Raw genomic sequence first — 23,814 nt, forward strand, 5'->3', positions numbered from 1 at the left:
GTCACACTCCTAGCAGTTGGGATTCCGATTCGGGGAACCGGGCGTCGGGGTCCTGCAGTGTGTCGTGCAGCCGTTGCGCCAGCAGCAACGCGTCGTCCTCGTCCGCGGCGACATGGGTGGCCGCCTTGCTGCCGCGCAGCGCCGTGACCGGAACTCCCGCCACGACACCGGGAGTCAGGCCCTTCCGGCGCTGGAACTCCTCCAGGTCGACGAAGCCGCCGATCACCGCGACGAGCGGCCCGCTGGTGAGCCGGACGGTGTCGATGTTGGCGCCGTGGAAGGCGGCGAAGGCACGGTCCGCGTCCTGTTCCGAGGCGTAGCGCAGGGCCGTGGACCGCTGGTTGAGCACCACCGCGGCGGCCGAGGCGCCGCGCTTGCCGATCACCGAACCCGTACGGAACGGGGCCCTGTTGAGCCGGCAGGCGATCTCCACCCGGTGCTTCTGCGCGAGCCGCACGGACCGCCGGTGCAGCACCTTCGCCCCATAGAGCGACATCATCGCGGCGATGTCGTACGACACCTCCTTCAGCAGCCGGGTGCCGCTGACCAGATGCGGGTCGGTGCTGTAGATGCCGTCCACGTCGGAGTGGATCTCGCAGCGCGGGGCGCCGAGCGCGGCGGCCAGGGCCACCGCCGAGAGGTCCGAGCTGTTCTTCCCCAGCCAGGTCGGCCGCCCCTGGGAGTCCGCCGCCTGGCCGCCGGGCACCACCACCACGTCGTTGTCCCGCAGCGCGGCCCGGATCGGCTCCGGGTCGGAGTGTTCGAGACGCGCCCACATGAACGCCGAGTCGGTCACCAGGCCGAGCTGGTGTCCGGCGAGCACGGCGGCCGTACGGCCCGCCCGGTGCAGGGCGGTGGCCAGGAGCTGTGCGCCGACGGTGTCCGCCAGGGTCAGCAGGCCGGCCACCGTCTCGTCCTCCGGATGCGGATTGACCCGGCTGAGCCGGTCCCGGAACTGCTCGGTCTCGCCCGGCTGCCCGCTGACCACCACCACCAGCTTGGTGCCGTCCTCGTCGACCCGGCGGCCGAGCGCCTCGGCCAGCGAGCCGTACGACGAGAGCGAGCGGAAGCTGGAGCCGCCGAACTTCAGTACGGCAGGGGTACTCACAGAGTGCCCCGTTCGACCAGTTCCTCGGCGATCTGCACGGCGTTGAGGGCGGCACCGATGCGGAGGTTGTCGGCGACCAGCCACAGCCAGAACGCGCGGGGGTTGCTCTGCGTGATCCGGACCCGCCCGACGTGGACGAGGTCCGAGCTGCCCACGGTGGCCGGCGTCGGGAACTCCTTCGGGTCCTCCCGGTCGTGGACGACGACCTCGGGGAGACCGGCGAGGACCTCGATCAGCTCGGCGTGGTCGACCGGCTCGTGGCACTCGATGTAGACGGCCTCGGAGTGGCAGTTGGCGACCGGGACCCGTACACAGGTCGTGGTGACGTCCAGGTGCGGCAGGTCGAGTATCTTCCGGGACTCCAGGAGCATCTTCTGCTCCTCCAGGGTGAAACCGGAGTCCAGGAAGCGGTCGATCTTCGGGACGACGTTGAAGGCGAGCGACGGATGGAAGTTCCGTGACTCGAACTCGGCGCCCGCGCCGTCCAGGGCCGCCCTGCTGGACTCGTACAGCTCGTCCATGCCGGAGTAGCCGAGTCCCGAGGCGGCCTGGTAGGTGCTGACCACCACGTGCCGGATGCCCCAGCGGTCCTCGACGCCGCCCAGCAGCCGGACGAGCGGGATGGTGGAGCAGTTGGGGTTGGCGATCACGCCGCTCTTCGGGGCCCGGTCGAGTTCGTGCGCGTTGACCTGCGGCACGACCAGCGGGGAGTCCGGGTCCATCCGGAAGGCGATGGTGTTGTCGATCACCAGGGTGCCGGCCGCGGTGGCGACCGGGACCCACTTCTCGCTCACCGACGTACCGGCGGAGAAGAAGGCCACGTCGGCCTGGGAGAAGTCGAAGTCCTGGATCGCCCGGACCTCGTACTCCTTCCCGCCCACGGTGAGCACGCGGCCCGCGGAGCGGTCGGAGGCGATCAGGTGCAGCTCGCGGTAGCGCAGCCCGCGCTCCTCGATCAGCTCGATCAGGGTGGTGCCGACGGCGCCGGTCGCGCCGACGATCGCCACCCGGGGCGCGGTGGACGGGCCGTCCTCGGCGGAGCGGGCGGACTCGGCGGCGGCCGTTGCGGTGGTCATCGGGACTCTCCGATCGTGAGCTTCGCGCCGTGTGCGGCGGCGGCCGGGGCGGGCTCGGGAACGTCTGCCTGCGCGAGGTCGGCCGGCGCGGCGGGGGGCGTCGCCTCGCGCTTCGCACCGGCGGCAGCCGCGGGGGGCTCGGTCGCCGAGGAGCGGCGCGGTCCCAGGCGCCAGCCGAGGTTGACGCCGAGGCTGGCGGCGACGATCAGCGGGATGCCGAGCGCCTGGAGCAGGCTGAACCTGTGCCCGTACACGGCCCAGTCGCAGAGCATCGCGACCGCCGGGTAGATGAAGGCGAGGACGGCGATCTTCGGGGTGGGCAGCTTCTGGTACGAGGAGTACATCAGGACGTACATCAGGCAGGTGTGGATCAGGCCGAGGCCGACCAGCCAGCCCCAGTCCGCGCCCAGGCCGTTCATGTCGCCGAAGGAGGCGAAGGGCAGCAGCAGCGGAATGCCCAGCACCACCTGCACCAGCGCGACCAGGTGCGGCCTGACCCCGGTGACCCGCTTGGTGATGACGGTGGCCAGGGCGTAGAAGACGGCCGCGAGCAGGGCCTGGCCGAGCCCGATCAGATACGCCGAGTGGCCGCCGTCGCGGAAGTCGGAGAGCGAGACCCCGGCGGTCAGGATCAGTCCGGCGAAGGCGACGACCAGCCAGCCGAACTTGGCGGTGGTCAGCTTGTCCCGGAACAGCAGCACCCCGAGCAGCACCACGTAGAACGGCTGCGTGTGGTAGACGACGGTCGCCACGGAGATCGAGGTCGACTCGTACGACTCGAAGAGGAGCACCCAGTTGAAGACGATGAACACGCCGCCCAGCGCGGCCAGGCCCAGCTTCTTCGGGGTGAAGTTGTGCTCGGTGAAGAAGCCGCGCACCAGGCAGTACAGGCCCAGCCCGATCGCCCCGAAGACGCAGCGGAAGAAGACGACGTTGAACGGGGAGGCCCCGGACTCGATGACGAACACGCCGAGGGTGCCCGAGAGCACCATGGCGATCGTCAGTTCCACTGTTCCTTTCAGCTCGGTGCTGGCCGAACGTGTTTCTGTACTCATGGACAGTCCCTCCTCGGAGACTTCACGGAGACGTGGCGACGCGCCGGGTGGCGCGCGCGGCCTCGGCGGTGCGTACGGTGACGCGCGGGGTGGGCGCGGGACGGGTCGGCGGGGAGCCGGACCGCCGGTCAGTGCAGGGGGACGGCGTAGTGCAGGCCGCCCCGGGTCCACAGCTCGTTGAGTCCGCGCGGCACGCCCAGTCCGGAGGTGCCACCCAGGTTTCGTTCGTAGATGTCGGCGTAGGTGCCGACGGCGTCCAGAGCGCGCGCCGCCCACTCCTCGTCCAGGCCCACCGCGGGACCGTGCGGTCCGGCGAGCCGGGCGGCCTCGTCGAGTGCCTCGGCCCGGCGGCCGGGACCCGCCTCGTCGACGTGGTGCTCGGCGGCGGTCAGCAGTTGCAGCACCCAGCGGCACAGCCGGTACCAGTGCGCGTCGTCGTCCCGGACGGCGGCGCCCATCGGTTCGCGGGAGATCGACGCGTCCAGCACCCGGTGGTTCCACGGGTCCGGCAGCGCGGCCCGCTCGCCCGCCAGCGCCGTCCGGTCCAGTACGTACGCCACGCAGGCGTCGCTCGCGTACGCGGCCAGCGTCTCGGCCGGCGTCGCGAAGGTCACCGGCTCGACCGGCGCCAGGCCCCTCTTCCCGTACCAGGCGGCCAGGTTGGCGGCGCTGGTGGTGCCGGCCTGCACGGCCAGCCGGGCCCCGGCGAGCTGCGCCGGATCCTCGATCCCGCTGTCCGCGCGGACCATGAAGCCCTCGCCGTCGTAGCAGGTCACCCCGGCGAACAGCACCGGCCAGCCCGCCTCGCGGCCCAGTGTCCAGGTCAGGTTGCAGACCGTCAGTTCGGCCTCGCGGGCCACCAGCCGGTCCAGTCGCTCCGCCGGGTCGGACGGCAGCCACTCGACCGCCTCCGGATCCCCGAGCACCGCGGCCGCCACGGCCCGCGCCACATCGGTGTCGAGACCCGACCAGCGCCCGCCCTCGCCGCACTGCGACAGTCCGACGATGCCCCGGCTGACGGCGGCCCGCAGCGCGCCGCGGGCACGGACCCCGGCGAGGGTCGGGGCCGTGGACGGAGCCGAAACAGCCCTGGGGGCAACGGAATTGACCTCGGTCGCGGTACTCATGACAGGCTCCACTGACGGACTCGGACGAGTTGTTCGCGGTCGAAGCGCCGTTCGTTGTAGGCGAGCATGTTGATCAGGCCCTGTGCGGAGAGCGGCCGGGCGGACTCGGCGCCGTCCGGTTGCAGGGGCATCGCGCCGGGCCGCGCCCACCGCAGCAGACCGTGCGGGTCGACGTACGCGCGGGAGACGTTGGCGTTGTCCTGGTGCAGGCAGAACGGCACGTCGAGGTGTCCGCGGGCGAAGGCCCGCACCAGCGCGGCGCCCACCGTCGGGGCGAGCTCCAGGGTGCTGTCCACCAGCATCCGGGCCTCCTCGTACAGACCTGTCGAGGTGGCCTCCACCCGCTCCGGGTGCTCGGCGGTGTCGTCGGCGATGGCCGCGGCGAACTCCAGGGCGTCGACGTTCTCGGCGACGGTCGGGATCCGGAACGCCTCGGCCGGGGTCTTCACGATGAGCCGCTCGCTCCCGCTCCGCACCGCGAGACGTGCGCTGTCCTCCAGGATCCGGAAGGAGCCCATCGGGGTGCGCGGATAGACACCCATGTAGGTGTAGAGGACGACGTGCCAGTCGCTGGCCCCCAGGCGCTCGCCCGCCAGCCGGCGCATCGCGGCCAGCGCCTCCAGGTCCTGCGCCTGGTTGGTCTGCTGGGCATAGCTCAGGGAGATGCTGGTGAGGCCGTGCTCCCGGAAGAACAGCGCCTCCAGCACGCTGAGGGCCACCAGCAGGCTCGGCGGGCACAACTGGCCGAGCATGCAGCCGCCGAAGCTCTCCAGATGCATCTGCTCGTCCTGCGCGGCGAGCAGGTCGCAGCAGCGCGACCAGGCGTCGGTGGCCTCGGCGAGCGGCACCCTGCTGTAGGGGAGGCAGTACGAGACGGGGCCTCCCTCGGTGGCGTCGATCCCCGCCTCCACCATCGCCCGGAACAGCGGGTACGGAAGCGCGGACCCGTGTCTGACCTGGACCGGGAAGTCCGCTCCGGCCAGCCCTCCCAGCATCGTGCGGGTGGCCTGCGGGCCGTGGGCGACCAGCGGGAAGCCGTTGAGTTCGGCGCCGGTACGCAGCGCGTCACGTGCGGAGTCGTGGTCGTTGACCCGGGTGTAGCTGTCCAGGGTGATGGTGCCGACGGCGGTGGCCCGGGCTGCCCGGACACCGCGCAACCCCTCACGCATGACGGGGAGTTCGGCGAACCCCATGCGCGGCTGCACGACGAGCCGGCCGGCGTCGGCGGACTTCCGCACGAACGCGGAGAAACGGCTGCGGCTCGGGCCGGGAGCGACGATCTGACCCGGCACGGCCGTTCGCTCCCCCGCCGACACCGGGCCGGTGCCGACATGCCGTCCGGGCGCGGTGACGGCGTTCACGCGGCCGCGCCCATCGAGGAGAGTTCGGCGATGCCGGAGGCCCCGGCTGCCGCGGCCACGCCGGTGTGCCCGCCGACGCCGGACAGCGCGGGCCGGGCGGCCGGCTGAAGTCCGGCAAGGAATTCCTGGAAATCCTGGAGTCCGCCTTCGGACTCGAATACCGCGTCGAATCCGCCCTCGACGAGTTCCCGGACGAAGGCGATGTTCTCCGCGCCGCGGACACCGAGCTTCCCGCCGATGACGACGCGTATTCCCTCGAGGTCGGGTTCCTGACGGATCTTCCGGATCAGCCGAAGGCCGTCGAGGTGCCCGTGTCCGTTGACCGTACTGATGACCAGGACGTCGGGGCGCTCGGCACGGCACTCCTCGATGATGAGCTCGTCGGGCACGCAGGCGCCCAGATTGCGCACTTCTCCGCCGTGTTCCTCGAGTAATAGCTGAAGAAACACCAGGTTCCACATATGCGCATCGGAGGAGACACTCGACACAACGAACTTCCGGCCCCTACGCACAGTGTTGCTCGACACGTATTTCCCCTCCGTAGCATGACCAGCGGACTGCGAAAATCATGTCCGGGTGTGTGCAAGGACGTCCAGAGAAGATCCCCCGGAATACGCGATGCCGGGAATCACCGGGTCCGATCAACGGTTCCGCGCCGGGCCGGGATCGGTCGTCCCCGGGTTCGGTCGCGTCCGGCACGGGCGGAGCGCGGGCGGTTCGCACCGGGCTCGGTCGAGGTCCGGCTCGAAGCGGCCGGCGGGCGGTACCGCGTCCCGTCGGCGGCACCGCGTCCGGTCAGCTGTCGGCCGTCGTGGCGTACTCCCCGGCCATGCACTCCACCGTCCGGTCGATGAACAGCCGCATCTCACGACTGAGGCGCCGACCGCGCCGCCAGGCGAGCTGGGTGAACACCTCGAACGGCGGGTCCCAGGCCAGCTCGCTGAGCGAACCCGCGGCGATGTCGTCGGCCACGGTCATGGTGGGCAGCAGGCTCACGCCCAGCCCGACCGTGAGGCCCCGCTTGATGGACTCGATGTTGCCGAACTCCAGGAACGGCACCGGCTCGCCCGTCCCGTCGTTCAGCTCGGCCTCGAACAGCTCCCGGTAGGCGCAGCCGGCCTCCGGGGCCAGTACCTGCACCTCGCGCAGCTGCTCCAGGGTGACCTTCTCCTCGCCGGCCAGCGGATGACCGGGCGAGGCCACCAGGACCAGCGGCTCCCGCCCCAGCACCTCGCTCTCCACACCCGAGTGCCGGGTCTCGGCCTCCATGAGGAAGCCCATGTCGAAGGTGCCCTGGCGCAGCGAGTGCAGGGTCTCGGCGCAGAGACTGGGCCGCAGCACCAGGTGCACCAGCGGGTAGCGGTGGAGGAAGAGCTCCAGCACCGGCGGCATCCGGTAGGAGGTGACGCTCTCCATGGTGCCGATGGTGAGGACGCCCGAGGGGTCTCCCTCGCCGAGCGCGACACCGCGGGCCTCGCCGGCGAGTGACATCATCTGCTCGGCGTAGGGCAGCAGTCGCTGGCCGGCCGGGGTGAGCTGGATCTTACCCGTGAGCCGCTCGAAGAGCTCGACCCCGAGCGATGCCTCCAGCCCCTTGATCTGCGCTGTCACGCTGGACTGCGCGTACTTGAGCTCGGTGGCGGCACGAGTGAAGCTGAGGAGTGTGGCGACCTTGTGGAAGGTCGTCAGCTGACGGATGTCCAAGGTGACTCCAAGGCTGGTTCGGTGGAGGATGACCGGCGAAGGCGACTCACCCACGTACGGCCCGGCCGCGGCTTCACGGTGTGACCACGGTCGGTCCCTGGTTGTCCGCGACGGTCACGGTGTGGGGGGTGCTCCCGTCAGCGGTCACCGACGTCTCCGCCGCCAGTCCCAGACCCAGCCCCAGGGTCAGGGCCGCGGCGGCGATGAACCCGGTGATTTCCTTGAACCCGCTCGGCTTGCTCCGCATTCTGTGCTCCCCCTTGAGTCGGTGAGGTTCTCGCTCGGCTGCACCGATACTCGAGTCGCCCCTTCCCGAACCGGTCCCCTCTCGATACCGCCCCCGTTACCGCCGTTCCCGCCGGCACGGGAACGAGGTATTCCGGGGGCTCGGCGTCGCCACGCCCCCGACTCCGGGAAGCGGTTCCCGGCTTTCCAGACTCCTCAGGCCCGCCTGGCCCCCGTTCCGACATGCCCGAAACTCTCTGTCCCTGCCCGGGAACTGAGGGTGCCAGCCCACGGACGACCGCCTATGATCTCGCAAGGGTGTTCAGCTGCCGACAGGGGTCCGGCATGAGCCGGTGACGCGGTCCGACGACCGCAGAGACCGGCAAGGGGGGCATGTGGAGAACGAGGAAGGCAAGCGGCCGCAGGCGATACGCTTCAACGTCCTTGGCCCACTGGAGGGTTGGTCCGGGTCCGCCAGGCTTCATCTCGGCGGTGCGGTGCAGGAACGCGTGCTGGCCACGCTGTTGCTGGAACCGAACAGACTTGTACCGGTCAGCCGCCTTGTTCAGGCCGTCTGGAGCGACGCGTCCCCGCCGACCGCCGCGCACCAGGTCCGCAAGGCCGTCGCCCACCTGCGCCGGCGCGTTCCCGGCGGGCACGGGCTGATCCTCACCGAGGGCCCCGGATACCGCGTTTCGGTCGACGCCACCGGGCTCGACCTCCTCGAGTTCACCGGACACACCGCCACCGCGAGCCGTGCCGTCGCCGAGGGGCGCGCCGCCGACGCCGTCGCCGCGCTGCGCCACGCCCTCGCCCTCTGGCGCGACACCGTGCTGTCCGGCATGGACGGCCCGGTGATCGAGGCCGCCGCGACCGCGCTCAGCGAGCGGCACCTCGCCGCCGCCGAGCAGCTCCTGGAACTCCGCCTGGGCCTCGGGGAGGCCGCCGACCTCATCGCGGACCTCCGCCACCTGATCTCGCAGCACCCGCTGCGCGAGACCCTGCGCGGCCATCTGATGCTCGCCCTGTACCGCAGCGGCCGCCAGGCCGAGGCGCTGGAGGAGTACGGCAAGGTCCGCGAACTCCTCGCCGAGGAACTCGGCATAGACCCGGGCCGCACACTGACCCGCCTCTACGAGGGCATCCTGCGCGAGGCTCCCGAACTCGCGGCCCCCGAGCGGCCCGTGCCCCCGGTGGCCCCGGCCCCGCGGCCCGAGCCCGCCCGACTCCCCGAGCCCGCACCGGCACCCGCGTTCGCGCCGGATCCGCCCCCCGGTGCCGGCTCGCCCTCGCCGGCCTCACCGCCCGCCGCCTCGGCCGCCACCGCGCCGCCCGCTCCCTGCACCCTCCCCTACGATCTGTCCGACTTCACGGGCCGCCGCGAGGACCTCGCCGCCCTGCTTGCCTGCATCCACCGCAAGAACGATTCTGCTGTCGTATCGGGACATGCGGCGGGCGCGGCGCGTCCCCACGCGGCGGACACGCACCCGCAACGCACCACGATGGTCGCCATCGACGGCATGGGCGGCAGCGGCAAGACCTCTCTCGCCGTGCGCGCCGCCCGGCAGGTCGCCCACCTGTTCCCCGACGGCCAACTCCACATAGACCTGCACGGATTCACCCCCGGCGAGCGCTCCGTCACCCCGGCATCCGCTCTCGACAGCCTGCTGCGCGCGGTCGGCACACCCGCCGATCGCATACCCGACGACGCCGAGGGCCGCGCCGCGCTCTGGCGGTCCACCCTCGCCGACCGCCGCGTACTGCTCCTCCTCGACAACGCGCACGACGCCGCCCAGATCATCCCCCTCCTCCCGCCCGCCGACGGGTGCCTGGTCATGGTCACGAGCCGGTCCCGCCTGTTCGACCTCGACGGCGCCGAATGGATCTCCATCGGCCCCATGCCCCATGAGGACGGCGAACAGCTCCTCACCGAAATGCTCGGCACCGCCCGCGTCGCCGCGGAACCGGAGGCGACGGCCGAACTGGTCGAACTCTGCGGCCGGCTCCCCCTCGCCCTGCGCATCGTCGCCGCGCGTCTGCGCAACCGGCCCCGGTGGACCGTCCGGTACCTCGCCGACCGCCTGAACGACGAGACCCGCCGGCTGGAGGAACTCAGCGTCGGCGAACGCAGCGTCGCCGCCACCCTGCGCCTGTCGTACCAGGCGATGGACGAGGAACACCGCGCCGCCTTCCGGATGCTGAGCCTGCACCCCGGCTCCGACTTCGACGCCCATTCCACGGCCGCCCTCCTCGGCCGGGACCCGCACGGCTCCGAGGCCATACTCGAGCGCCTCCTGGACGTCCATCTCCTCCAGCAGCCGGACATGGGTCTCTACCGATTCCACGACCTGGTACGGAACTTCGCCCAGAGCCAGCGCGGACCGGCCACCGAACTCGACGACTCCGAGGCCGTCGAACGCCTCCTCGACTACTACCTGGCCGCCTCCGAGGAGGCCTGCCAACTCCTCTTCCCCGGCCGCAAACGCAGCGCCACCGGCATCCCCCCTTTACTCCGCGCCCTGCCTCCCCTCCCGGACCCGGAACGCGCCGCCCAGTGGTTCGACCGCGAGCACAGCAGCCTGCTCTTCGCCGTCACCCTGGCCGACCGCCACGGCCTCGACCGCCACACCGTCGCGCTCACCCGGAACATCGTCTTCCAGCTCAACGCGCGTGGACGGTTCGAGGACTTCCGGGATCTCAGCCAGATCGCGGTCGCCGCCGCCCGCCGCATCGAGGACCTCGCCCTGCTCGGCGTCAGCCTCTCCAACCTCGGCGTCGCCTGCTGGAAACTCGGTCACTTCGACGAGGGCATCGAGGTCGTCGGCGAGGGCCGCGACATCGCCCGGCGTCTGGGCGACAAGCAGACCGAGGCCCACAGCGAGTCCACCATCGGTCTGCTCCTGACCGTGCTCGGCCAGCACGCCGAGGCCGTGTCCCACCTGGAACGCGCCATCGCGCTGGAACGCGAACTGGGCATCCCCCAGGCCGAGGCCCAGACCCTCACCAACCTCAGCACCCTGCACGAACAGCAGGGCAGATACGAGGAGGCCGCCGAGGCCGCCCGCCAGGCCCTGGCGATCCACCACACCGTCGACGACCGCGACAACGAAGTCATGGCCCTCACCGACCTGGCCTTCGCCCACGTCGGCCTCGGCGAGTTCGAGGACGCCCACGACTGCCTGGAACGCGCTCGCGACCGCTGCGACGACTTCAGCCCGCCCGGCGACTTCGCCCTGGTCCTCGCGCTCTCCGCCGACGTCGACCAGTGCCTCGGCCGGTGCGCCGAGGTCGAGGCCAGGGCCGAACTCGCCCTCCGCCTGGCCGACGCGAGCGACAGCCCCACCCGCCAGGCCAAGGTCGAGAACCTCGTCGGCCGGCTCCACCTGCGCCGCGGCGAGTACGACCAGGCCCTCGCCCTGCACACCCATGCCGACAAACTGGCCTCGGCGATCTGCTACCGCGCCGAACAGGCCCGCGCCCTCACCGGCATGGCCGCGGCCGCCGAAGCCCTGGGCGACCCGGCCGAGGCCGCCACCCACCGCACGGCCGCGGCCGCCCTCTTCACCTTCATGGGCACACCGCCGTATCCGAGCCCGACACCGCCGCGGACGCCTCCCCCGTTCCCGCACCAGGCGCGGTCGTCGGCCACGGCACCGGCCGAGACACCCCAGGGAATCGCCTGACACACATACGGGGCGCGCTCGTCCACGCGGGTGCGCTCCACGCAGCGGTGGGGCCGGTCGACCACCACTCTCGGCGGATCGCCGGTTACCGAAACCGGTCATCCGCCAAATTCCGGTACCTCCACCGCCACTCACTGACCAACCGTCGAAAGGCAGAAAGGGGACCAGGAGAAATCACACCGCCACGAGCCGGACCCTCTCGCCGCACAGCTTGGCCATGTCGTCAATATCGGACGTCAGTATGACCACGGGGCGGTGCTGTCGCAGCGCGGCCTCGGCGAAGGCCGCATCGATCGCGTACTTGTGTCCGTGCAACCCGGCATTCATCAGCAACTTCGAGGCCGCCCTCGCCTCCTCGTCGCCGACTGGGACGACCCGCAGCCCGGAAAGCACCCAGTTCAGGCGGGACTTGTTCGTACGAGCGTGGACGGCTTCGATGATGGCGAGCGCACTGATCACGACCTCCATGCCGCGCGAGCGCGCCTCAGCGATCAAAGCCACCACCTGCTCGTCGTCGGCGAGCAGTTTCGAGAGTCCCTCGCTGTCGAGGACCAGCGTCCCCTCGTGACTCAACCTGCGGCGGGCCACTCTGCCTCCTCGGCGAACACCTCGTCGAAGACCTGCCGCGCCCGCTGGCGAGCCGGCTCGGAAACCGGCCCCTTGCGGCTCTCGTAGTCCGCCAAGTACTCGTCCAGGACCTGCCCACGCAGCTCACGCTCGACCGCCTCAGCGATGAACGCGGAGAACTCCCGCTTGCCCACCCGCGCCCGGATTGCCTCCGCGGTCCCCTCCGGCAGCGACAGGCTCACCCGCGTCGCCGGGCCTTCCCCGATGCTGTACGTCGTCTCACCCATACGTCGAGTGTGTCAAACGAGTAGGAAAAGCGCCACGGATCGAATCTGGACGGGCCCCGGAGTCGTGAAGAAGTCGTGGAATGGAGCCCCACCCGCCCGCCTGTCGCATCGGGAGATCGCTGCCCGAACCCCAGCACGGGCGTTCTCATCCCCTCCCAGCACGATCCCAGCACGGAAGGGATGAGCAGGGGTGACGACAGATGACGAGGGGTCAGCTATCCCAGCACCATCCCAGCACGGGAAAAACTGAGGGCCCGACCCCGAAGAGTCGGACCCTCTCTGACCTGCATGTTTGCCAGATCGACGAAGTGGTGATACGTCACCCGCTAGACGTTGAACCTGAACTCCACGACGTCGCCGTCCTGCATCACGTAGTCCTTGCCCTCCATGCGGGCCTTGCCCTTGGCGCGGGCCTCGGCGACCGAGCCCGTCTCGACCAGGTCGGCGAAGGAGATGACCTCGGCCTTGATGAAGCCCTTCTGGAAGTCGGTGTGGATGACACCGGCGGCCTCGGGGGCGGTGGCGCCCTTCCTGATGGTCCAGGCGCGGGACTCCTTGGGGCCGGCCGTCAGGTAGGTCTGCAGGCCGAGGGTGTCGAAGCCGACGTGGGCGAGGGTGGCCAGGCCCGGCTCCTCGACGCCGACCGACTGGAGGAGTTCCATCGCGTCCTCCTCGTCGAGTTCGACGAGCTCCGACTCCAGCTTGGCGTTCAGGAAGATCGCCTCGGCGGGGGCGACCAGGGCGCGCTGCTCGTCCTTGAAGGTGTCGTCGGTCAGCTCGTCCTCGTCGACGTTGAAGACGTACAGGAAGGGCTTCGTGGTCAGCAGGTGCAGATCGTGGAGGAGCTCGGCGCGCTCGCTGCCCTGGAGGATGCCGTGCGTGTAGAGCGTGTCGCCCTTCTCCAGGATCTCCTTGGCCTCCTCGACGGCCTTCACCTTCGGCCCGATGTCCTTCTTGATCCGGGACTCCTTCTGGAGGCGCGGGAGGACCTTCTCGATGGTCTGGAGGTCGGCGAGGATCAGCTCGGTGTTGATCGTCTCGATGTCGTCCTTGGGCGAGACCTTGCCGTCGACGTGGACGACGTTCTCGTCCTTGAAGGCGCGGATGACCTGGCAGATCGCGTCGGACTCGCGGATGTTGGCGAGGAACTTGTTGCCGAGGCCCTCACCCTCGCTGGCGCCGCGCACGATGCCCGCGATGTCGACGAAGTCGACGGTGGCGGGGAGGATCCGCTGGGAACCGAAGATCTCGGCCAACTTGGTGAGGCGCTCGTCCGGGACGCCCACGACGCCGACGTTCGGCTCGATCGTGGCGAACGGGTAGTTGGCCGCCAGCACGTCGTTCTTGGTCAGGGCGTTGAACAGGGTCGACTTGCCGACATTCGGCAGACCGACGATTCCGATCGTGAGCGACACGTTACGACTTCCCGGAGTGAGAGGGCTGGCGTGGGCGAACTGGGCGCCAGGGGCGATCCACCAGTCTACGGCGTGCCCGGCCCCGCCCGGGCGACCCGTCGAACGCATGGCCAAGCTCCGTCGCACGGCGTGTCCGGAGAGCGATTCCGCACATAAACCGACCTAGGTTGGACCAGTGGAGCAACACAGGACGCGACCCCCGCAGGACCGGCCGCCGCGCGGCACCCCGCCGCTGCCCCCGCAGGCGCAGCGCCGCCCGGCGGCCGCCCGACGGCCCTCTCCCGCACCGGCCGGGACGGTACGGCGGCTGCCGAACCCCCGGCTGACCGGGCTGGGCGGTGGTCTCTTCTGCGGGGCGCTGATGTTCGTGATCGGCTGCCTCGACGCGGCACTGTTCGGGGCGTCGCCGACCGTGTACGGGGTGCTGTTCCTGCCGGTGTGCGCGGTGACCGCCCTGTGGCTGCGCAAGGGTGATCTGCTGACGGCACCGGTCGTCGTGCCGCTCGCCTTCGCGCTGGGGCTGCTTCCCGTGGCCGACAGCGCCGGGGGGCTCACGGGACGGCTGGTGGGGCTCTTCACGGCGCTCGCCACCCAGGCCGGATGGCTGTACGGCGGGACGCTCGTCGCCGGGGTCGTCGCGGTGGTGCGCAGGGCGCAGCTCGCGAACCGCCGCTCCCCACGCGGCCGTCCGCCCGCGTGACCCCCGCGCCTCCTCCCGGTCACCCGGCCCGAAGGCCCTGGTGCCGTCGGCCAGGGTTCGCCCGCGACGGGGCGAACCCTGGTTGACGCGGCACCAGTGCCGCGGCAGGCAACGTTCGCGCGACGGGGCGAACGTTGCCTGTTGCGGCACTAGTGCTCGTGCGCCGCGTGCATGGCCGCTCCGACGATCCCGGCGTTGTTCTGCAGCTGCGCCGGGACGATCTCCGCCTTGATGCCCTCGATGAAGTGCAGGAACTTCTCGGACTTACGGCTGACGCCGCCGCCGATGATGAACAGCTCGGGCGAGAACAGCATCTCCACATGGGCGAGGTACTTCTGGACGCGGTGGGCCCAGTGCTCCCACGTCAGTTCGGCGTCGTCCTTGGCCTTGCTGGAGGCGCGCTTCTCCGCGTCGTGGCCGTGCAGTTCGAGGTGGCCCAGCTCGGTGTTGGGGACGAGCGTGCCGTCGATGAACAGGGCGCTGCCGATGCCGGTGCCGAAGGTGAGCAGGATCACCGTGCCGCGGCGGCCCCGGCCCGCGCCGAAGTTCATCTCGGCGACACCGGCCGCGTCCGCGTCGTTGACGACCGTCACCGGGAGGCCGCCCAGGCGGTCGCGGAACAACGCGCCCGCGTCGGTGTCGATCCAGCTCTTGTCGACATTGGCCGCCGTACGGATCGTGGCTCCGCCGGTGACCACGCCCGGGAACGTGAGCCCGACCGGCCCGGTCCAGCCGAAGTGCTCGACGACCTGCCGCACGCCGTCGGCCACGCCGTCGGGTGTGGCCGGGTGCGGAGTGAGCACTTTGCAGCGCTCCTCCGCGAGATCGCCCCTGTCCAGGTCCACCGGGGCGCCCTTGATCCCGGATCCACCGATGTCCACGCCGAAGATCTGCATGGCTCTACGTTACGACGGACGACGGACAGTCATCCGGGGAGGTCCCCTACGTCCCGCGCGGTGCCGGATCCGCCACGCTCCGCGACCAGGGCCGCCGCCTCCTCGCGCAGGTCCCGCCGCAGTTCCTTGGGCAGCGAGAAGGTGATCGACTCCTCGGCCGCCTTGACGATCTCCACGTCCTCGAACCCGCGCTGCGACAGCCACTCCAGGACCTGCTCGACGAGGAGTTCGGGGACCGAGGCGCCCGAGGTCACGCCCACCGTGGACACGCCCTCCAGCCAGGCCTCCTCGATCTCGTCGGCGAAGTCCACGAGGTACGCCTCGCGCGAGCCGGCGAGCTTGGCGACCTCGACGAGCCGCTTGGAGTTGGAGGAGTTGCGGGAGCCGACCACGATCACCAGCTCGGCCTCGGCACCCATCTGCTTCACCGCCAGCTGGCGGTTCTGGGTGGCGTAGCAGATGTCGTCGCTGGGCGGCGAGATCAGCTGTGGGAACTTCTCCTTGAGGGCGTCGACCGTCTCCATGGTCTCGTCGACCGAGAGGGTGGTCTGCGAGAGCCAGACGACCCGGGACGGGTCGCGGACCTCGACCTTCGCCACGTCCTCGGGGCCGTCGACCAGCGTGATGTGGTCCGGGGCCTCGCCGGAGGTGCCGATGACCTCCTCGTGGCCCTCGTGTCCGATCAGGAGGATGTCGTAGTCCTCGCCGGCGAAGCGGACGGCTTCCTTGTGGACCTTGGTGACCAGCGGGCAGGTCGCGTCGATGGTGGCGAGCCGGCCCCGCTCGGCCTCTTCGTGCACGACGGGGGCGACGCCGTGCGCGGAGAACATGACGATGTTCCCCGGCGGGACCTCCTCGGTCCGTTCGACGAAGACGGCGCCCTTCTTCTCCAGGGTCTGCACGACGTACTTGTTGTGGACGATCTCGTGCCGGACGTAGACGGGAGCCCCGTACTGCTCCAGGGCTTTCTCGACGGCGATCACGGCGCGGTCCACGCCCGCGCAGTAGCCCCGGGGGGCGGCGAGCAGGACACGGCGGCCAGGCGAAGCAGTCATGGCAACCATCGTAAGGCCGCGTCCGGGGGACCGAAGATCACACCGGGGAGCGGGGTGCGGGTCTCGCCTCCGCCGCCCCCTCCGCCCCGTCCCGTCGGTCGGTGCCTCGGGGATGTCACACCCTGCCACTACGCTCGGGCGCATGGCTGTCAACACGTCCCCCGAATCCGCCCTGCCCGTCGGTGAGGTGTCGCGGCTCATCGGAGGGTGGATCGACCGGCTCGGCGCGGTGTGGGTCGAGGGGCAGATCACCCAGTTGTCGCGGCGGCCGGGCGCGGGCGTGGTGTTCCTGACGCTGCGCGACCCGTCGTACGACATCTCGGTGAGCGTGACCTGCTATCGGCAGGTCTTCGACGCGGTCGCCGACGTGGTCAGCGAGGGTGCGCGGGTCGTCGTACTGGCGAAGCCCGAGTGGTATGCCCCGCGCGGGCAGCTGTCCCTGCGGGCCACGGAGATAAAGCCGGTCGGGGTGGGGGAACTGCTCGCGCGGCTGGAGCAGTTGAAGAAGTCGCTCGCCGCGGAGGGGCTGTTCTCGCCCGAGCGGAAGAAGGCCCTGCCGTTTTTGCCCCAGCTCGTCGGGCTGGTCTGCGGCCGGGCCTCCGCCGCGGAGCGTGACGTGCTGGAGAACGCCCGCCACCGCTGGCCCGCCGTCCGCTTCGAGGTGCGCAACGTTCCCGTGCAGGGCGTGCACGCGGTGCCGCAGGTCGTCCAGGCCGTCAAGGAACTCGACGCGCTCGACGAGGTGGACGTGATCATCGTCGCGCGCGGGGGCGGAAGCGTGGAGGACCTGCTGCCGTTCTCCGACGAGCAGCTGGTCCGGGCGGTCGCGGCCTGCCGTACGCCCGTGGTCTCCGCGATCGGGCACGAGCCGGACAACCCGCTGCTCGACCACGTGGCCGACCTGCGGGCCTCGACGCCCACGGACGCCGCGAAGAAGGTCGTACCGGATGTCGGCGAGGAGTACGAGCGTGTCCGGCTGCTGCGAAACCGTGCGCGGCGCTGCGCTGAGGCGCTCGTCGAGCGGGAGGAGCGGGGCCTCGCCCATGCGCTGGGCCGGCCGGCGATGCAGGATCCGCACCGGATGATCGACGAGCGGGCCGACCATGTGGTGTCCCTCCTCGACCGCGGCCGTCGCACCCTCGGTCATCTGCTGGACCGCGCCGACTCGGAGCTGGCGCACACCCGGGCTCGCGTGGTGGCCCTTTCCCCCGCGGCGACCCTGAAGCGGGGCTACGCGGTGCTCCAGCGGGCCGACGGCCACGCGGTCCGTGACCCCGGCGAGGTCACGGCGGACGAGACGCTGCGCGCGCGGGTCGCCGAGGGCGAGTTCTCCGTACGAGTCGATGCATAGGGTGGGCGTATGACCAGCAAGGTGGACGGGACCGCGGTGAGCGAGGCCCTCGGGTACGAGCAGGCGCGGGACGAGCTGATCGAGGTCGTACGGCGGCTGGAGGCCGGCGGTACGACGCTGGAGGAGTCGCTGGCGCTCTGGGAGCGGGGCGAGGAGCTGGCGAAGGTGTGCCGGCGGTGGCTGGACGGGGCGCGAGCGCGGCTGGACGCGGCGCTGGCCGAGGAGGAGGAAGCGGCGGGGGCCGGGGACTCCGAGTAGGGGGCGGCCGGCCGGGGCCGCGCGGCCGCGGCTCCGCGGTCGGCGAAGGGAAGGCTTCCCCGGCGAGAGGCCCGTGTGGCGGACGGCGTTGTGAAGCGGATCACCACCCTCCCGTTTTTGTTGAACGTTGAACTTCATTGACGTACTGTCGGAGCCGTCAACCGGTCCGTACGGATCCGACACACCCCCCGAAAAGGTTCACGATGTCTCTCGCTCTTGACCCCGCCGCCCAGGACCTGCTGTTCCGCGAGGCCCGCACCGCGAACACGTTCACCGACGAGCCGGTGACCGAGGAGCAGGTGCAGGCGATCTACGACCTGGTCAAGTTCGGCCCGACCGCCTTCAACCAGAGCCCGCTGCGCATCACCCTGGTCCGCTCCGCCGAGGCCCGCGAGCGCCTGGTCCAGCACATGGCCGAGGGCAACCGGCCCAAGACCGCCACCGCCCCGCTGGTCGCGATCCTCTCCGCGGACAACGAGTTCCACGAGGAACTGCCGCACCTGTTCCCGGCCTTCCCGCAGGCCAAGGACGCCTTCTTCACCGAGCGCCCGGTCCGTGAGAGTGCCGCCACGCTGAACGCCGCCCTCCAGGCCGCGTACTTCATCATCGGCGTCCGCGCCGCCGGCCTGGCCGCCGGCCCGATGACCGGTGTCGACTTCGAGGGCGTCCGCAAGGAGTTCCTCGACGACGACCACACCCCGCTGATGGTGGTCAACATCGGCCGTCCGGGCCCGGACGCCTGGTACCCGCGCTCCCCGCGCCTGGACTTCGACCAGGTCGTCACCACCGTCTGAGCGATCGGCGTCCGAGCGACCCCCGTCCGGGCGATCGACGAAAGAAGCCCCCGGCTCCTGGCCGGGGGCTTCTTCGTGTCCTGGGGATCAGGTCGTCTTCAGTGCCTGGGCCATCTCGGTCAGCTGGGCGAACGATCCGGTGCCGGCCACGACCGTCGTGGCGCTCTTGTCGGAGAGCACGAGGGCGTCGTAGCGGCCGCCGGAGTAGCGCGTCCACGTACGGCCGTCGATCCGCTGGGTGGTTTCGGTGGCCGTCGAGCCCTGGCTGGCCTCGTCGATGAAGGCCGCCGGCTTCTGAGTCGACTGCTCGATCTGCACGTACTCACCACCGGGGGCGTCGAAGCCCAGATGCCATGCGTCGGAGTCGTCGCCCCGAAAGCGGACCGAGGTCGCCTTCCAGCTCTGGGACAGGCCCTCCGGCGCGGCCACCGGGTAGGACGCGGCCCGGCGCGCCGTCAGCAGTTCGACGCGGTAGTCGACCCGCTTGAGGTCGGGAGCGGAGTCGTCATGCGGGATGAAGACGTAGATGACCGCTGCCGCGATCCCGATCAGGGCCAGGGAGAGGATCATGTCCCGGACCGTCTTCTGCTTGCCGTTCGAACCTGCCACGTCCCTATCGTCGCAGGTGCCCCGGTCCGCTCATCCGTGGGGCCCCCTGCTCATTTTGTCTACCTGACGATAGAGTCGGGGCACACCCTCATCCGGCCGTCGTCGTATCAGAAAGGTGCGCTCCGATGACCGAGCATCATCATCTGCCGTCCGAACTCGAAGTTCCCTCCGAGGCCCCTGACCGAAACCTCGCCCTGGAGCTCGTCCGGGTGACCGAAGCCGCGGCGATGGCCGCGGGCCGCTGGGTCGGGCGCGGCGACAAGAACGGCGCCGACGGCGCCGCGGTGCGCGCCATGCGGACCCTCGTCTCCACCGTCTCGATGAACGGCGTCGTCGTCATCGGGGAGGGCGAGAAGGACGAGGCCCCGATGCTCTTCAACGGGGAGCGCGTCGGCGACGGGACCGGGCCCGAGTGCGACATCGCCGTCGACCCGATCGACGGCACCACGCTGACCGCCAAGGGCATGACCAACGCGATCGCGGTGCTGGCCGCCGCCGACCGCGGGTCGATGTTCGACCCGTCCGCCGTGTTCTACATGGACAAGCTGGTCACCGGGCCGGAGGCTGCCGACTTCGTCGACATCAACGCGCCCGTGGCCGTGAACATCCGCAGAGTCGCCAAGGCCAAGCGGGTCACGCCCGAGGACGTCACCGTCGTCGTCCTGGACCGGCCGCGGCACGAGGGCATCATCAAGGAGATCCGGGAGACCGGCGCCCGCATCAAGCTGATCTCCGACGGCGACGTGGCGGGCTCGATCCTGGCGCTGCGCGAGGGCACCGGCATCGACCTGCTGCTCGGCATCGGCGGCACGCCCGAGGGCATCATCTCGGCCTGCGCCGTGAAGTGCCTGGGCGGCACCATCCAGGGCAAGCTCTGGCCCAAGGACGACGAGGAGCGGCAGCGCGCCATCGCCGCCGGGCACGACCTCGACCGGGTGCTGACCACGGACGACCTGGTCTCCGGGGAGAACGTCTTCTTCGTCGCCACCGGCATCACGGACGGCGAGCTGCTGCGGGGCGTGCGGTACCGGTCCGAGACCGCGACGACCGACTCGATCGTGATGCGGTCGAAGTCCGGCACCGTGCGGCGGATCGACTCCGAACACCGGCTCAGCAAGCTGCGTGCCTACAGCGCGATCGACTTCGACCGGGCCAAGTAGCCGCACGGCGGCAGTGCCGCTCGGCGTTCGCGAAGGAGGGGCGTTCCCTGTGCGGAGGGAGCGCCCTTTTCCTTCTCGTCCGTCCCGGGCCCGCTCAGCCCACCGCCGCTATGCGGTCCGTCCCGTGGGCCGATTTCTTCAGTTCGAGGTCCCGGCGACGGCGCCGGGCCAGCACCACGCGGCGCTCGGCGGCGGTCAGACCGCCCCACACGCCGTACGGCTCCGGTTGCAGGAGCGCGTGCTCGCGGCACTCGACCATGACCGGGCAGCGCGCACAGACGCGCTTGGCCGCCTCTTCCCGGGAGAGCCGGGCGGCGGTGGGTTCCTTGGAGGGTGCGAAGAACAGGCCGGCCTCGTCGCGGCGGCACACCGCCTCGGTGTGCCACGGTGCGTCTTGGTCCCTGTCACGCACTGGCACCCGCTGGGCCGGAACGGCAGCTACCTGCACGGACGAATGCGGCGGTTGCAGCACGGTCTACTCCTGACGACGGCTTCGCGAGCGAGCGACGATGCAGCAAGGCCTACCCGCTGTGCGCGTGCCTATGCACTGAGTTCCCAACCGCCGCCGCCAGGGCACCCCGGGATGCCGCGACCGGACCGCCGGGCAGCCGTGAGCCGCGTCCGCCGGTGGACCAATCGCCGTGCGGGGACGCCGTGTTCACAACCGTCAATGATCCAGGTGCTTGCGCAAACCCCTGTCGACCTTGCGCTGCACCCGGTCGAGGATGTCCCCCACGAGCTTGCCGCGCTTGGGCCTGCCCTCGATGTTGCCCAGCACCGCCCAGCCGTCCACGTAGACGACAGGGGCCGCGGGGTCGTCCGCGTCCAGCGTGTCGACCTCGAAGTTGCCGAGGACACCGCCGCCCGTGCCGCGCAGCGACACGTTCTCCGGGACGCGGATCTCGATGTTGCCGAAGACCGAGATCGCCTTGATCACGACCTGCTGGTACTCGAAGAGCGCCTCGCTGAGGTCGATCTCGATGCTGCCGAAGACCGAGTACGCGTGGATGCGGCGGCCGGCACGCCAGCGGCCCTTGCGGACGGCGGTGCTGAAGACGGCCACCACGTTGTCGTCGGGGTCGCGGGGCAGGGAGTCGGTGACCGGGCGGTTGGGGGCCCCGGTGTAGGTGGGCGTGGTCCGGTGCTGGTGGGCGGCCGGCAAGTCCCGTATGAAGACGTCGAGTTCACCCACCGTCTTCGCGTTCAGCACCCCCTCCACGCGCTCGGCGTGCTCCTCGGCGTCGAGGCGGCCCTCGGCGAGGGCCTCGCGGAGGATGTCCGCGATGCGGTCGCGGTCGGCGTCCGAGGCGCGGAGGTCGGAGACGGCGGGCGCGGGCTGCTTCTGAAGGTCCACGACAGCAGCGTACCCAAACGCGATAGATCGCGACTAGGGGGTGTGGACGACCGGTGTGGACAACGCGGAGCACGCGAACTGAGCCTTACCTCACAGGCTCCCTGTCGGCGGCAGGTTCTACGCTGGTGGGCGCTGCCCACGCCGGGCCGGCCGTAGCACCCGTCGAGTGAGGAATGGGCACCGATGCCTGAGTTCGCGTACACCGATCTGCTTCCCATGGGAGAGGACACCACCCCCTACCGGCTGGTGACCGCCGAGGGTGTCTCCACCTTCGAGGCCGACGGGCGGACGTTCCTCAAGGTGGAGCCGGAGGCCCTGCGCAAGCTGGCCGAAGAGGCCGTCCACGACATCCAGCACTACCTGCGCCCGGCCCACCTGGCCCAGCTGCGCCGCATCATCGACGACCCCGAGGCGTCGGGCAACGACAAGTTCGTGGCCCTCGACCTGCTGAAGAACGCGAACATCGCGGCCGCCGGCGTGCTGCCCATGTGCCAGGACACCGGCACCGCCATCGTCATGGGCAAGCGCGGGCAGCACGTACTCACCGAGGGCGGCGACGAGGCGGCCCTGAGCCGCGGCGTCTACGACGCGTACCTCAACCTCAACCTGCGCTACTCGCAGATGGCCCCGCTCACCATGTGGGACGAGAAGAACACCGGCTCGAACCTGCCGGCGCAGATCGAGCTGTACGCCACGGACGGCGGCGCCTACAAGTTCCTGTTCATGGCCAAGGGCGGCGGCTCGGCCAACAAGTCGTTCCTCTACCAGGAGACGAAGGCCGTCCTGAACGAGGCCTCCATGATGAAGTTCCTGGAGGAGAAGATCCGTTCGCTGGGCACGGCCGCCTGCCCGCCGTACCACCTGGCGATCGTGGTCGGCGGTACGTCCGCCGAGTACGCGCTGAAGACCGCGAAGTACGCCTCCGCGCACTACCTGGACGAGATCCCGGCCGAGGGCTCCGAACTCGGCCACGGCTTCCGGGACAAGGAGCTGGAGGAGAAGGTCTTCGAGCTGACGCAGAGGATCGGGATCGGGGCGCAGTTCGGCGGCAAGTACTTCTGCCACGACGTCCGGGTCGTCCGGCTCCCCCGGCACGGGGCGTCCTGCCCGGTCGCCATCGCCGTGTCCTGTTCCGCGGACCGCCAGGCGCTCGCGAAGATCACCGCCGAGGGCGTCTTCCTGGAGCAGCTGGAGACGGACCCCGCGCGCTTCCTGCCGGAGACCACGGACGAGCACCTGGAGCAGGACGGCGACGTCGTCCGGATCGACCTGAACCAGCCGATGGACGACATCCTCGCCGAGCTGACGAAGTACCCGGTCAAGACCCGGCTGTCGCTGACCGGCCCGCTGGTGGTGGCCCGTGACATCGCGCACGCCAAGATCAAGGAACGCCTGGACGCGGGCGAGGAGATGCCGCAGTACCTGAAGGACCACCCGGTGTACTACGCGGGCCCGGCGAAGACGCCCGAGGGCTACGCGTCCGGTTCCTTCGGCCCGACGACGGCCGGCCGTATGGACAGCTACGTCGAGCAGTTCCAGGCCGCCGGCGGCTCCAAGGTGATGCTGGCCAAGGGCAACCGCAGCAAGCAGGTCACCGCCGCCTGCGACGCCCACGGTGGTTTCTACCTCGGCTCCATCGGCGGCCCGGCCGCCCGGCTCGCCCAGGACTGCATCAAGAAGGTCGAGGTCGTCGAGTACGAGGAACTCGGCATGGAGGCCGTCTGGAAGATCGAGGTCGAGGACTTCCCGGCGTTCGTCGTCGTCGACGACAAGGGCAACGACTTCTTCCAGGACCCGGCGCCCGCGCCGACGTTCACGTCGATTCCGGTGCGGGGGCCGGGTCTGGTGTGATGCTGTGACGGGCGCCCGCCCCTGATTGACGCAGGGGCGGACGTCGTATCAGCTCAGGGCCTGGTCAGCCGGCGCAGACGGTGAAGTTGACCGTGTCGCCCTTGTGGACGATCGCCGGGGCGTGCGGGGAGACGCCGAGCACCGAGTTCGGCTTGCAGCCCTTGACGCCTGAAAGTCC

The 23,814-nt window shown here is 70.6% G+C and carries 23 protein-coding genes; 7 read left to right on the forward strand and 16 right to left on the reverse strand.

The annotated features are described in order from the left end of the window. Nucleotide 1: 1 nt before the first annotated feature. The 8 genes from OG985_RS17930 to OG985_RS17965 form a co-directional block, all read right to left on the reverse strand. Nucleotides 2-1,108: an aspartate kinase gene (locus OG985_RS17930; RefSeq protein WP_371669353.1), complete on the reverse strand. Its 1,107-nt coding sequence runs from the start codon at nucleotides 1,106-1,108 to the stop codon at nucleotides 2-4. Then, nucleotides 1,105-2,184 (reverse strand): aspartate-semialdehyde dehydrogenase, encoded by a 1,080-nt coding sequence (locus OG985_RS17935; RefSeq protein WP_371669354.1) that lies wholly within the window; start codon nucleotides 2,182-2,184, stop codon nucleotides 1,105-1,107. The genes OG985_RS17930 and OG985_RS17935 overlap by 4 nt, the downstream gene beginning before the upstream one ends. Next, nucleotides 2,181-3,239 carry a DMT family transporter gene (locus tag OG985_RS17940; protein WP_371669355.1) on the reverse strand — a complete coding sequence of 353 codons (1,059 nt, stop codon included), beginning with the start codon at nucleotides 3,237-3,239 and terminating at the stop codon, nucleotides 2,181-2,183. Before OG985_RS17940 ends, OG985_RS17935 begins: the two co-directional genes overlap by 4 nt. Nucleotides 3,240-3,367: 128 nt before the next feature. Continuing rightward, a complete protein-coding gene (locus OG985_RS17945; RefSeq protein ID WP_371669356.1) occupies nucleotides 3,368-4,366 on the reverse strand; it encodes an amino acid ABC transporter substrate-binding protein in 999 nt (332 codons plus the stop codon). After that, nucleotides 4,363-5,727: a methylaspartate mutase gene (locus OG985_RS17950; RefSeq protein ID WP_371669357.1), complete on the reverse strand. Its 1,365-nt coding sequence runs from the start codon at nucleotides 5,725-5,727 to the stop codon at nucleotides 4,363-4,365. Before OG985_RS17950 ends, OG985_RS17945 begins: the two co-directional genes overlap by 4 nt. Further along, complete coding sequence (locus tag OG985_RS17955) at nucleotides 5,724-6,254, reverse strand: cobalamin B12-binding domain-containing protein (RefSeq protein WP_371669358.1); 531 nt, start codon at nucleotides 6,252-6,254, stop codon at nucleotides 5,724-5,726. Before OG985_RS17955 ends, OG985_RS17950 begins: the two co-directional genes overlap by 4 nt. A 268-nt stretch (nucleotides 6,255-6,522) precedes the next feature. Beyond that, on the reverse strand, nucleotides 6,523-7,431 hold the full coding sequence (locus OG985_RS17960; RefSeq protein WP_371669359.1) for a LysR family transcriptional regulator: 909 nt from the start codon (nucleotides 7,429-7,431) through the stop codon (nucleotides 6,523-6,525). Nucleotides 7,432-7,504: 73 nt separating this feature from the next. Further along, nucleotides 7,505-7,678 (reverse strand): hypothetical protein, encoded by a 174-nt coding sequence (locus tag OG985_RS17965; RefSeq protein ID WP_371669360.1) that lies wholly within the window; start codon nucleotides 7,676-7,678, stop codon nucleotides 7,505-7,507. A 373-nt stretch (nucleotides 7,679-8,051) separates the two neighbouring features. Here OG985_RS17965 and OG985_RS17970 point away from each other — a divergent pair, with 373 nt between their 5' ends. After that, entirely contained in the window at nucleotides 8,052-11,339 is a 3,288-nt protein-coding gene (locus OG985_RS17970) for a BTAD domain-containing putative transcriptional regulator (RefSeq protein ID WP_371669361.1), read from the forward strand. Between the two features lie 174 nt (nucleotides 11,340-11,513). Here the strand turns inward: OG985_RS17970 and OG985_RS17975 are convergent, their stop codons facing one another. From OG985_RS17975 to ychF, 3 genes are all read right to left on the reverse strand, one after another. After that, nucleotides 11,514-11,927 (reverse strand): DNA-binding protein, encoded by a 414-nt coding sequence (locus OG985_RS17975; RefSeq protein ID WP_371669362.1) that lies wholly within the window; start codon nucleotides 11,925-11,927, stop codon nucleotides 11,514-11,516. Continuing rightward, nucleotides 11,909-12,193 (reverse strand): hypothetical protein, encoded by a 285-nt coding sequence (locus OG985_RS17980; protein ID WP_093721254.1) that lies wholly within the window; start codon nucleotides 12,191-12,193, stop codon nucleotides 11,909-11,911. The genes OG985_RS17975 and OG985_RS17980 overlap by 19 nt, the downstream gene beginning before the upstream one ends. 326 nt (nucleotides 12,194-12,519) lie before the next feature. Beyond that, complete coding sequence (gene ychF, locus OG985_RS17985) at nucleotides 12,520-13,608, reverse strand: redox-regulated ATPase YchF (RefSeq protein WP_371669363.1); 1,089 nt, start codon at nucleotides 13,606-13,608, stop codon at nucleotides 12,520-12,522. 175 nt (nucleotides 13,609-13,783) lie between these two features. Here ychF and OG985_RS17990 point away from each other — a divergent pair, with 175 nt between their 5' ends. Beyond that, on the forward strand, nucleotides 13,784-14,308 hold the full coding sequence (locus OG985_RS17990; protein ID WP_371669364.1) for a DUF6542 domain-containing protein: 525 nt from the start codon (nucleotides 13,784-13,786) through the stop codon (nucleotides 14,306-14,308). 149 nt (nucleotides 14,309-14,457) lie between these two features. On the opposite strand, the gene ppgK is transcribed toward OG985_RS17990, so the two are convergent. Beyond that, on the reverse strand, nucleotides 14,458-15,204 hold the full coding sequence (gene ppgK / locus OG985_RS17995; protein WP_371669365.1) for a polyphosphate--glucose phosphotransferase: 747 nt from the start codon (nucleotides 15,202-15,204) through the stop codon (nucleotides 14,458-14,460). Between the two features lie 29 nt (nucleotides 15,205-15,233). Beyond that, the gene (locus OG985_RS18000) at nucleotides 15,234-16,268 is read right to left on the reverse strand and encodes a 4-hydroxy-3-methylbut-2-enyl diphosphate reductase (RefSeq protein WP_371669366.1); all 1,035 of its coding nucleotides are present in this window, start codon (nucleotides 16,266-16,268) and stop codon (nucleotides 15,234-15,236) included. Between the two features lie 133 nt (nucleotides 16,269-16,401). On the opposite strand from OG985_RS18000, the gene xseA reads away from it, so the two are divergent. The 3 genes from xseA (at nucleotide 16,402) to OG985_RS18015 (ending at nucleotide 18,662) form a co-directional block, all read left to right on the forward strand. Continuing rightward, complete coding sequence (xseA, locus tag OG985_RS18005) at nucleotides 16,402-17,610, forward strand: exodeoxyribonuclease VII large subunit (RefSeq protein WP_371669367.1); 1,209 nt, start codon at nucleotides 16,402-16,404, stop codon at nucleotides 17,608-17,610. Nucleotides 17,611-17,619: 9 nt separating this feature from the next. Continuing rightward, nucleotides 17,620-17,868 (forward strand): exodeoxyribonuclease VII small subunit, encoded by a 249-nt coding sequence (locus OG985_RS18010; RefSeq protein ID WP_371669368.1) that lies wholly within the window; start codon nucleotides 17,620-17,622, stop codon nucleotides 17,866-17,868. A 203-nt stretch (nucleotides 17,869-18,071) separates the two neighbouring features. Then, nucleotides 18,072-18,662 (forward strand): malonic semialdehyde reductase, encoded by a 591-nt coding sequence (locus OG985_RS18015; RefSeq protein ID WP_371669369.1) that lies wholly within the window; start codon nucleotides 18,072-18,074, stop codon nucleotides 18,660-18,662. Nucleotides 18,663-18,749: 87 nt separating this feature from the next. Here OG985_RS18015 and OG985_RS18020 read toward each other — a convergent pair whose 3' ends face one another. Beyond that, nucleotides 18,750-19,271: a DUF4245 domain-containing protein gene (locus OG985_RS18020; protein ID WP_371669370.1), complete on the reverse strand. Its 522-nt coding sequence runs from the start codon at nucleotides 19,269-19,271 to the stop codon at nucleotides 18,750-18,752. A gap of 125 nt (nucleotides 19,272-19,396) precedes the next feature. Here OG985_RS18020 and glpX point away from each other — a divergent pair, with 125 nt between their 5' ends. After that, a complete protein-coding gene (gene glpX, locus OG985_RS18025) occupies nucleotides 19,397-20,431 on the forward strand; it encodes a class II fructose-bisphosphatase (protein WP_371669371.1) in 1,035 nt (344 codons plus the stop codon). A 94-nt stretch (nucleotides 20,432-20,525) separates the two neighbouring features. Here the strand turns inward: glpX and OG985_RS18030 are convergent, their stop codons facing one another. Further along, complete coding sequence (locus OG985_RS18030; RefSeq protein ID WP_371669372.1) at nucleotides 20,526-20,903, reverse strand: WhiB family transcriptional regulator; 378 nt, start codon at nucleotides 20,901-20,903, stop codon at nucleotides 20,526-20,528. 195 nt (nucleotides 20,904-21,098) lie between these two features. After that, nucleotides 21,099-21,785 (reverse strand): DUF1707 domain-containing protein, encoded by a 687-nt coding sequence (locus OG985_RS18035; protein ID WP_371669373.1) that lies wholly within the window; start codon nucleotides 21,783-21,785, stop codon nucleotides 21,099-21,101. 183 nt (nucleotides 21,786-21,968) lie between these two features. Between OG985_RS18035 and OG985_RS18040 the strand changes: the two genes are divergently transcribed. Beyond that, nucleotides 21,969-23,636 carry a fumarate hydratase gene (locus OG985_RS18040; protein WP_371669374.1) on the forward strand — a complete coding sequence of 556 codons (1,668 nt, stop codon included), beginning with the start codon at nucleotides 21,969-21,971 and terminating at the stop codon, nucleotides 23,634-23,636. Nucleotides 23,637-23,814 lie beyond the last annotated feature (178 nt).

Origin of the sequence: Streptomyces sp. NBC_00289 (assembly GCF_041435115.1) — a bacterium.
In the GTDB taxonomy this organism is placed as follows: Bacteria; Actinomycetota; Actinomycetes; order Streptomycetales; family Streptomycetaceae; genus Streptomyces.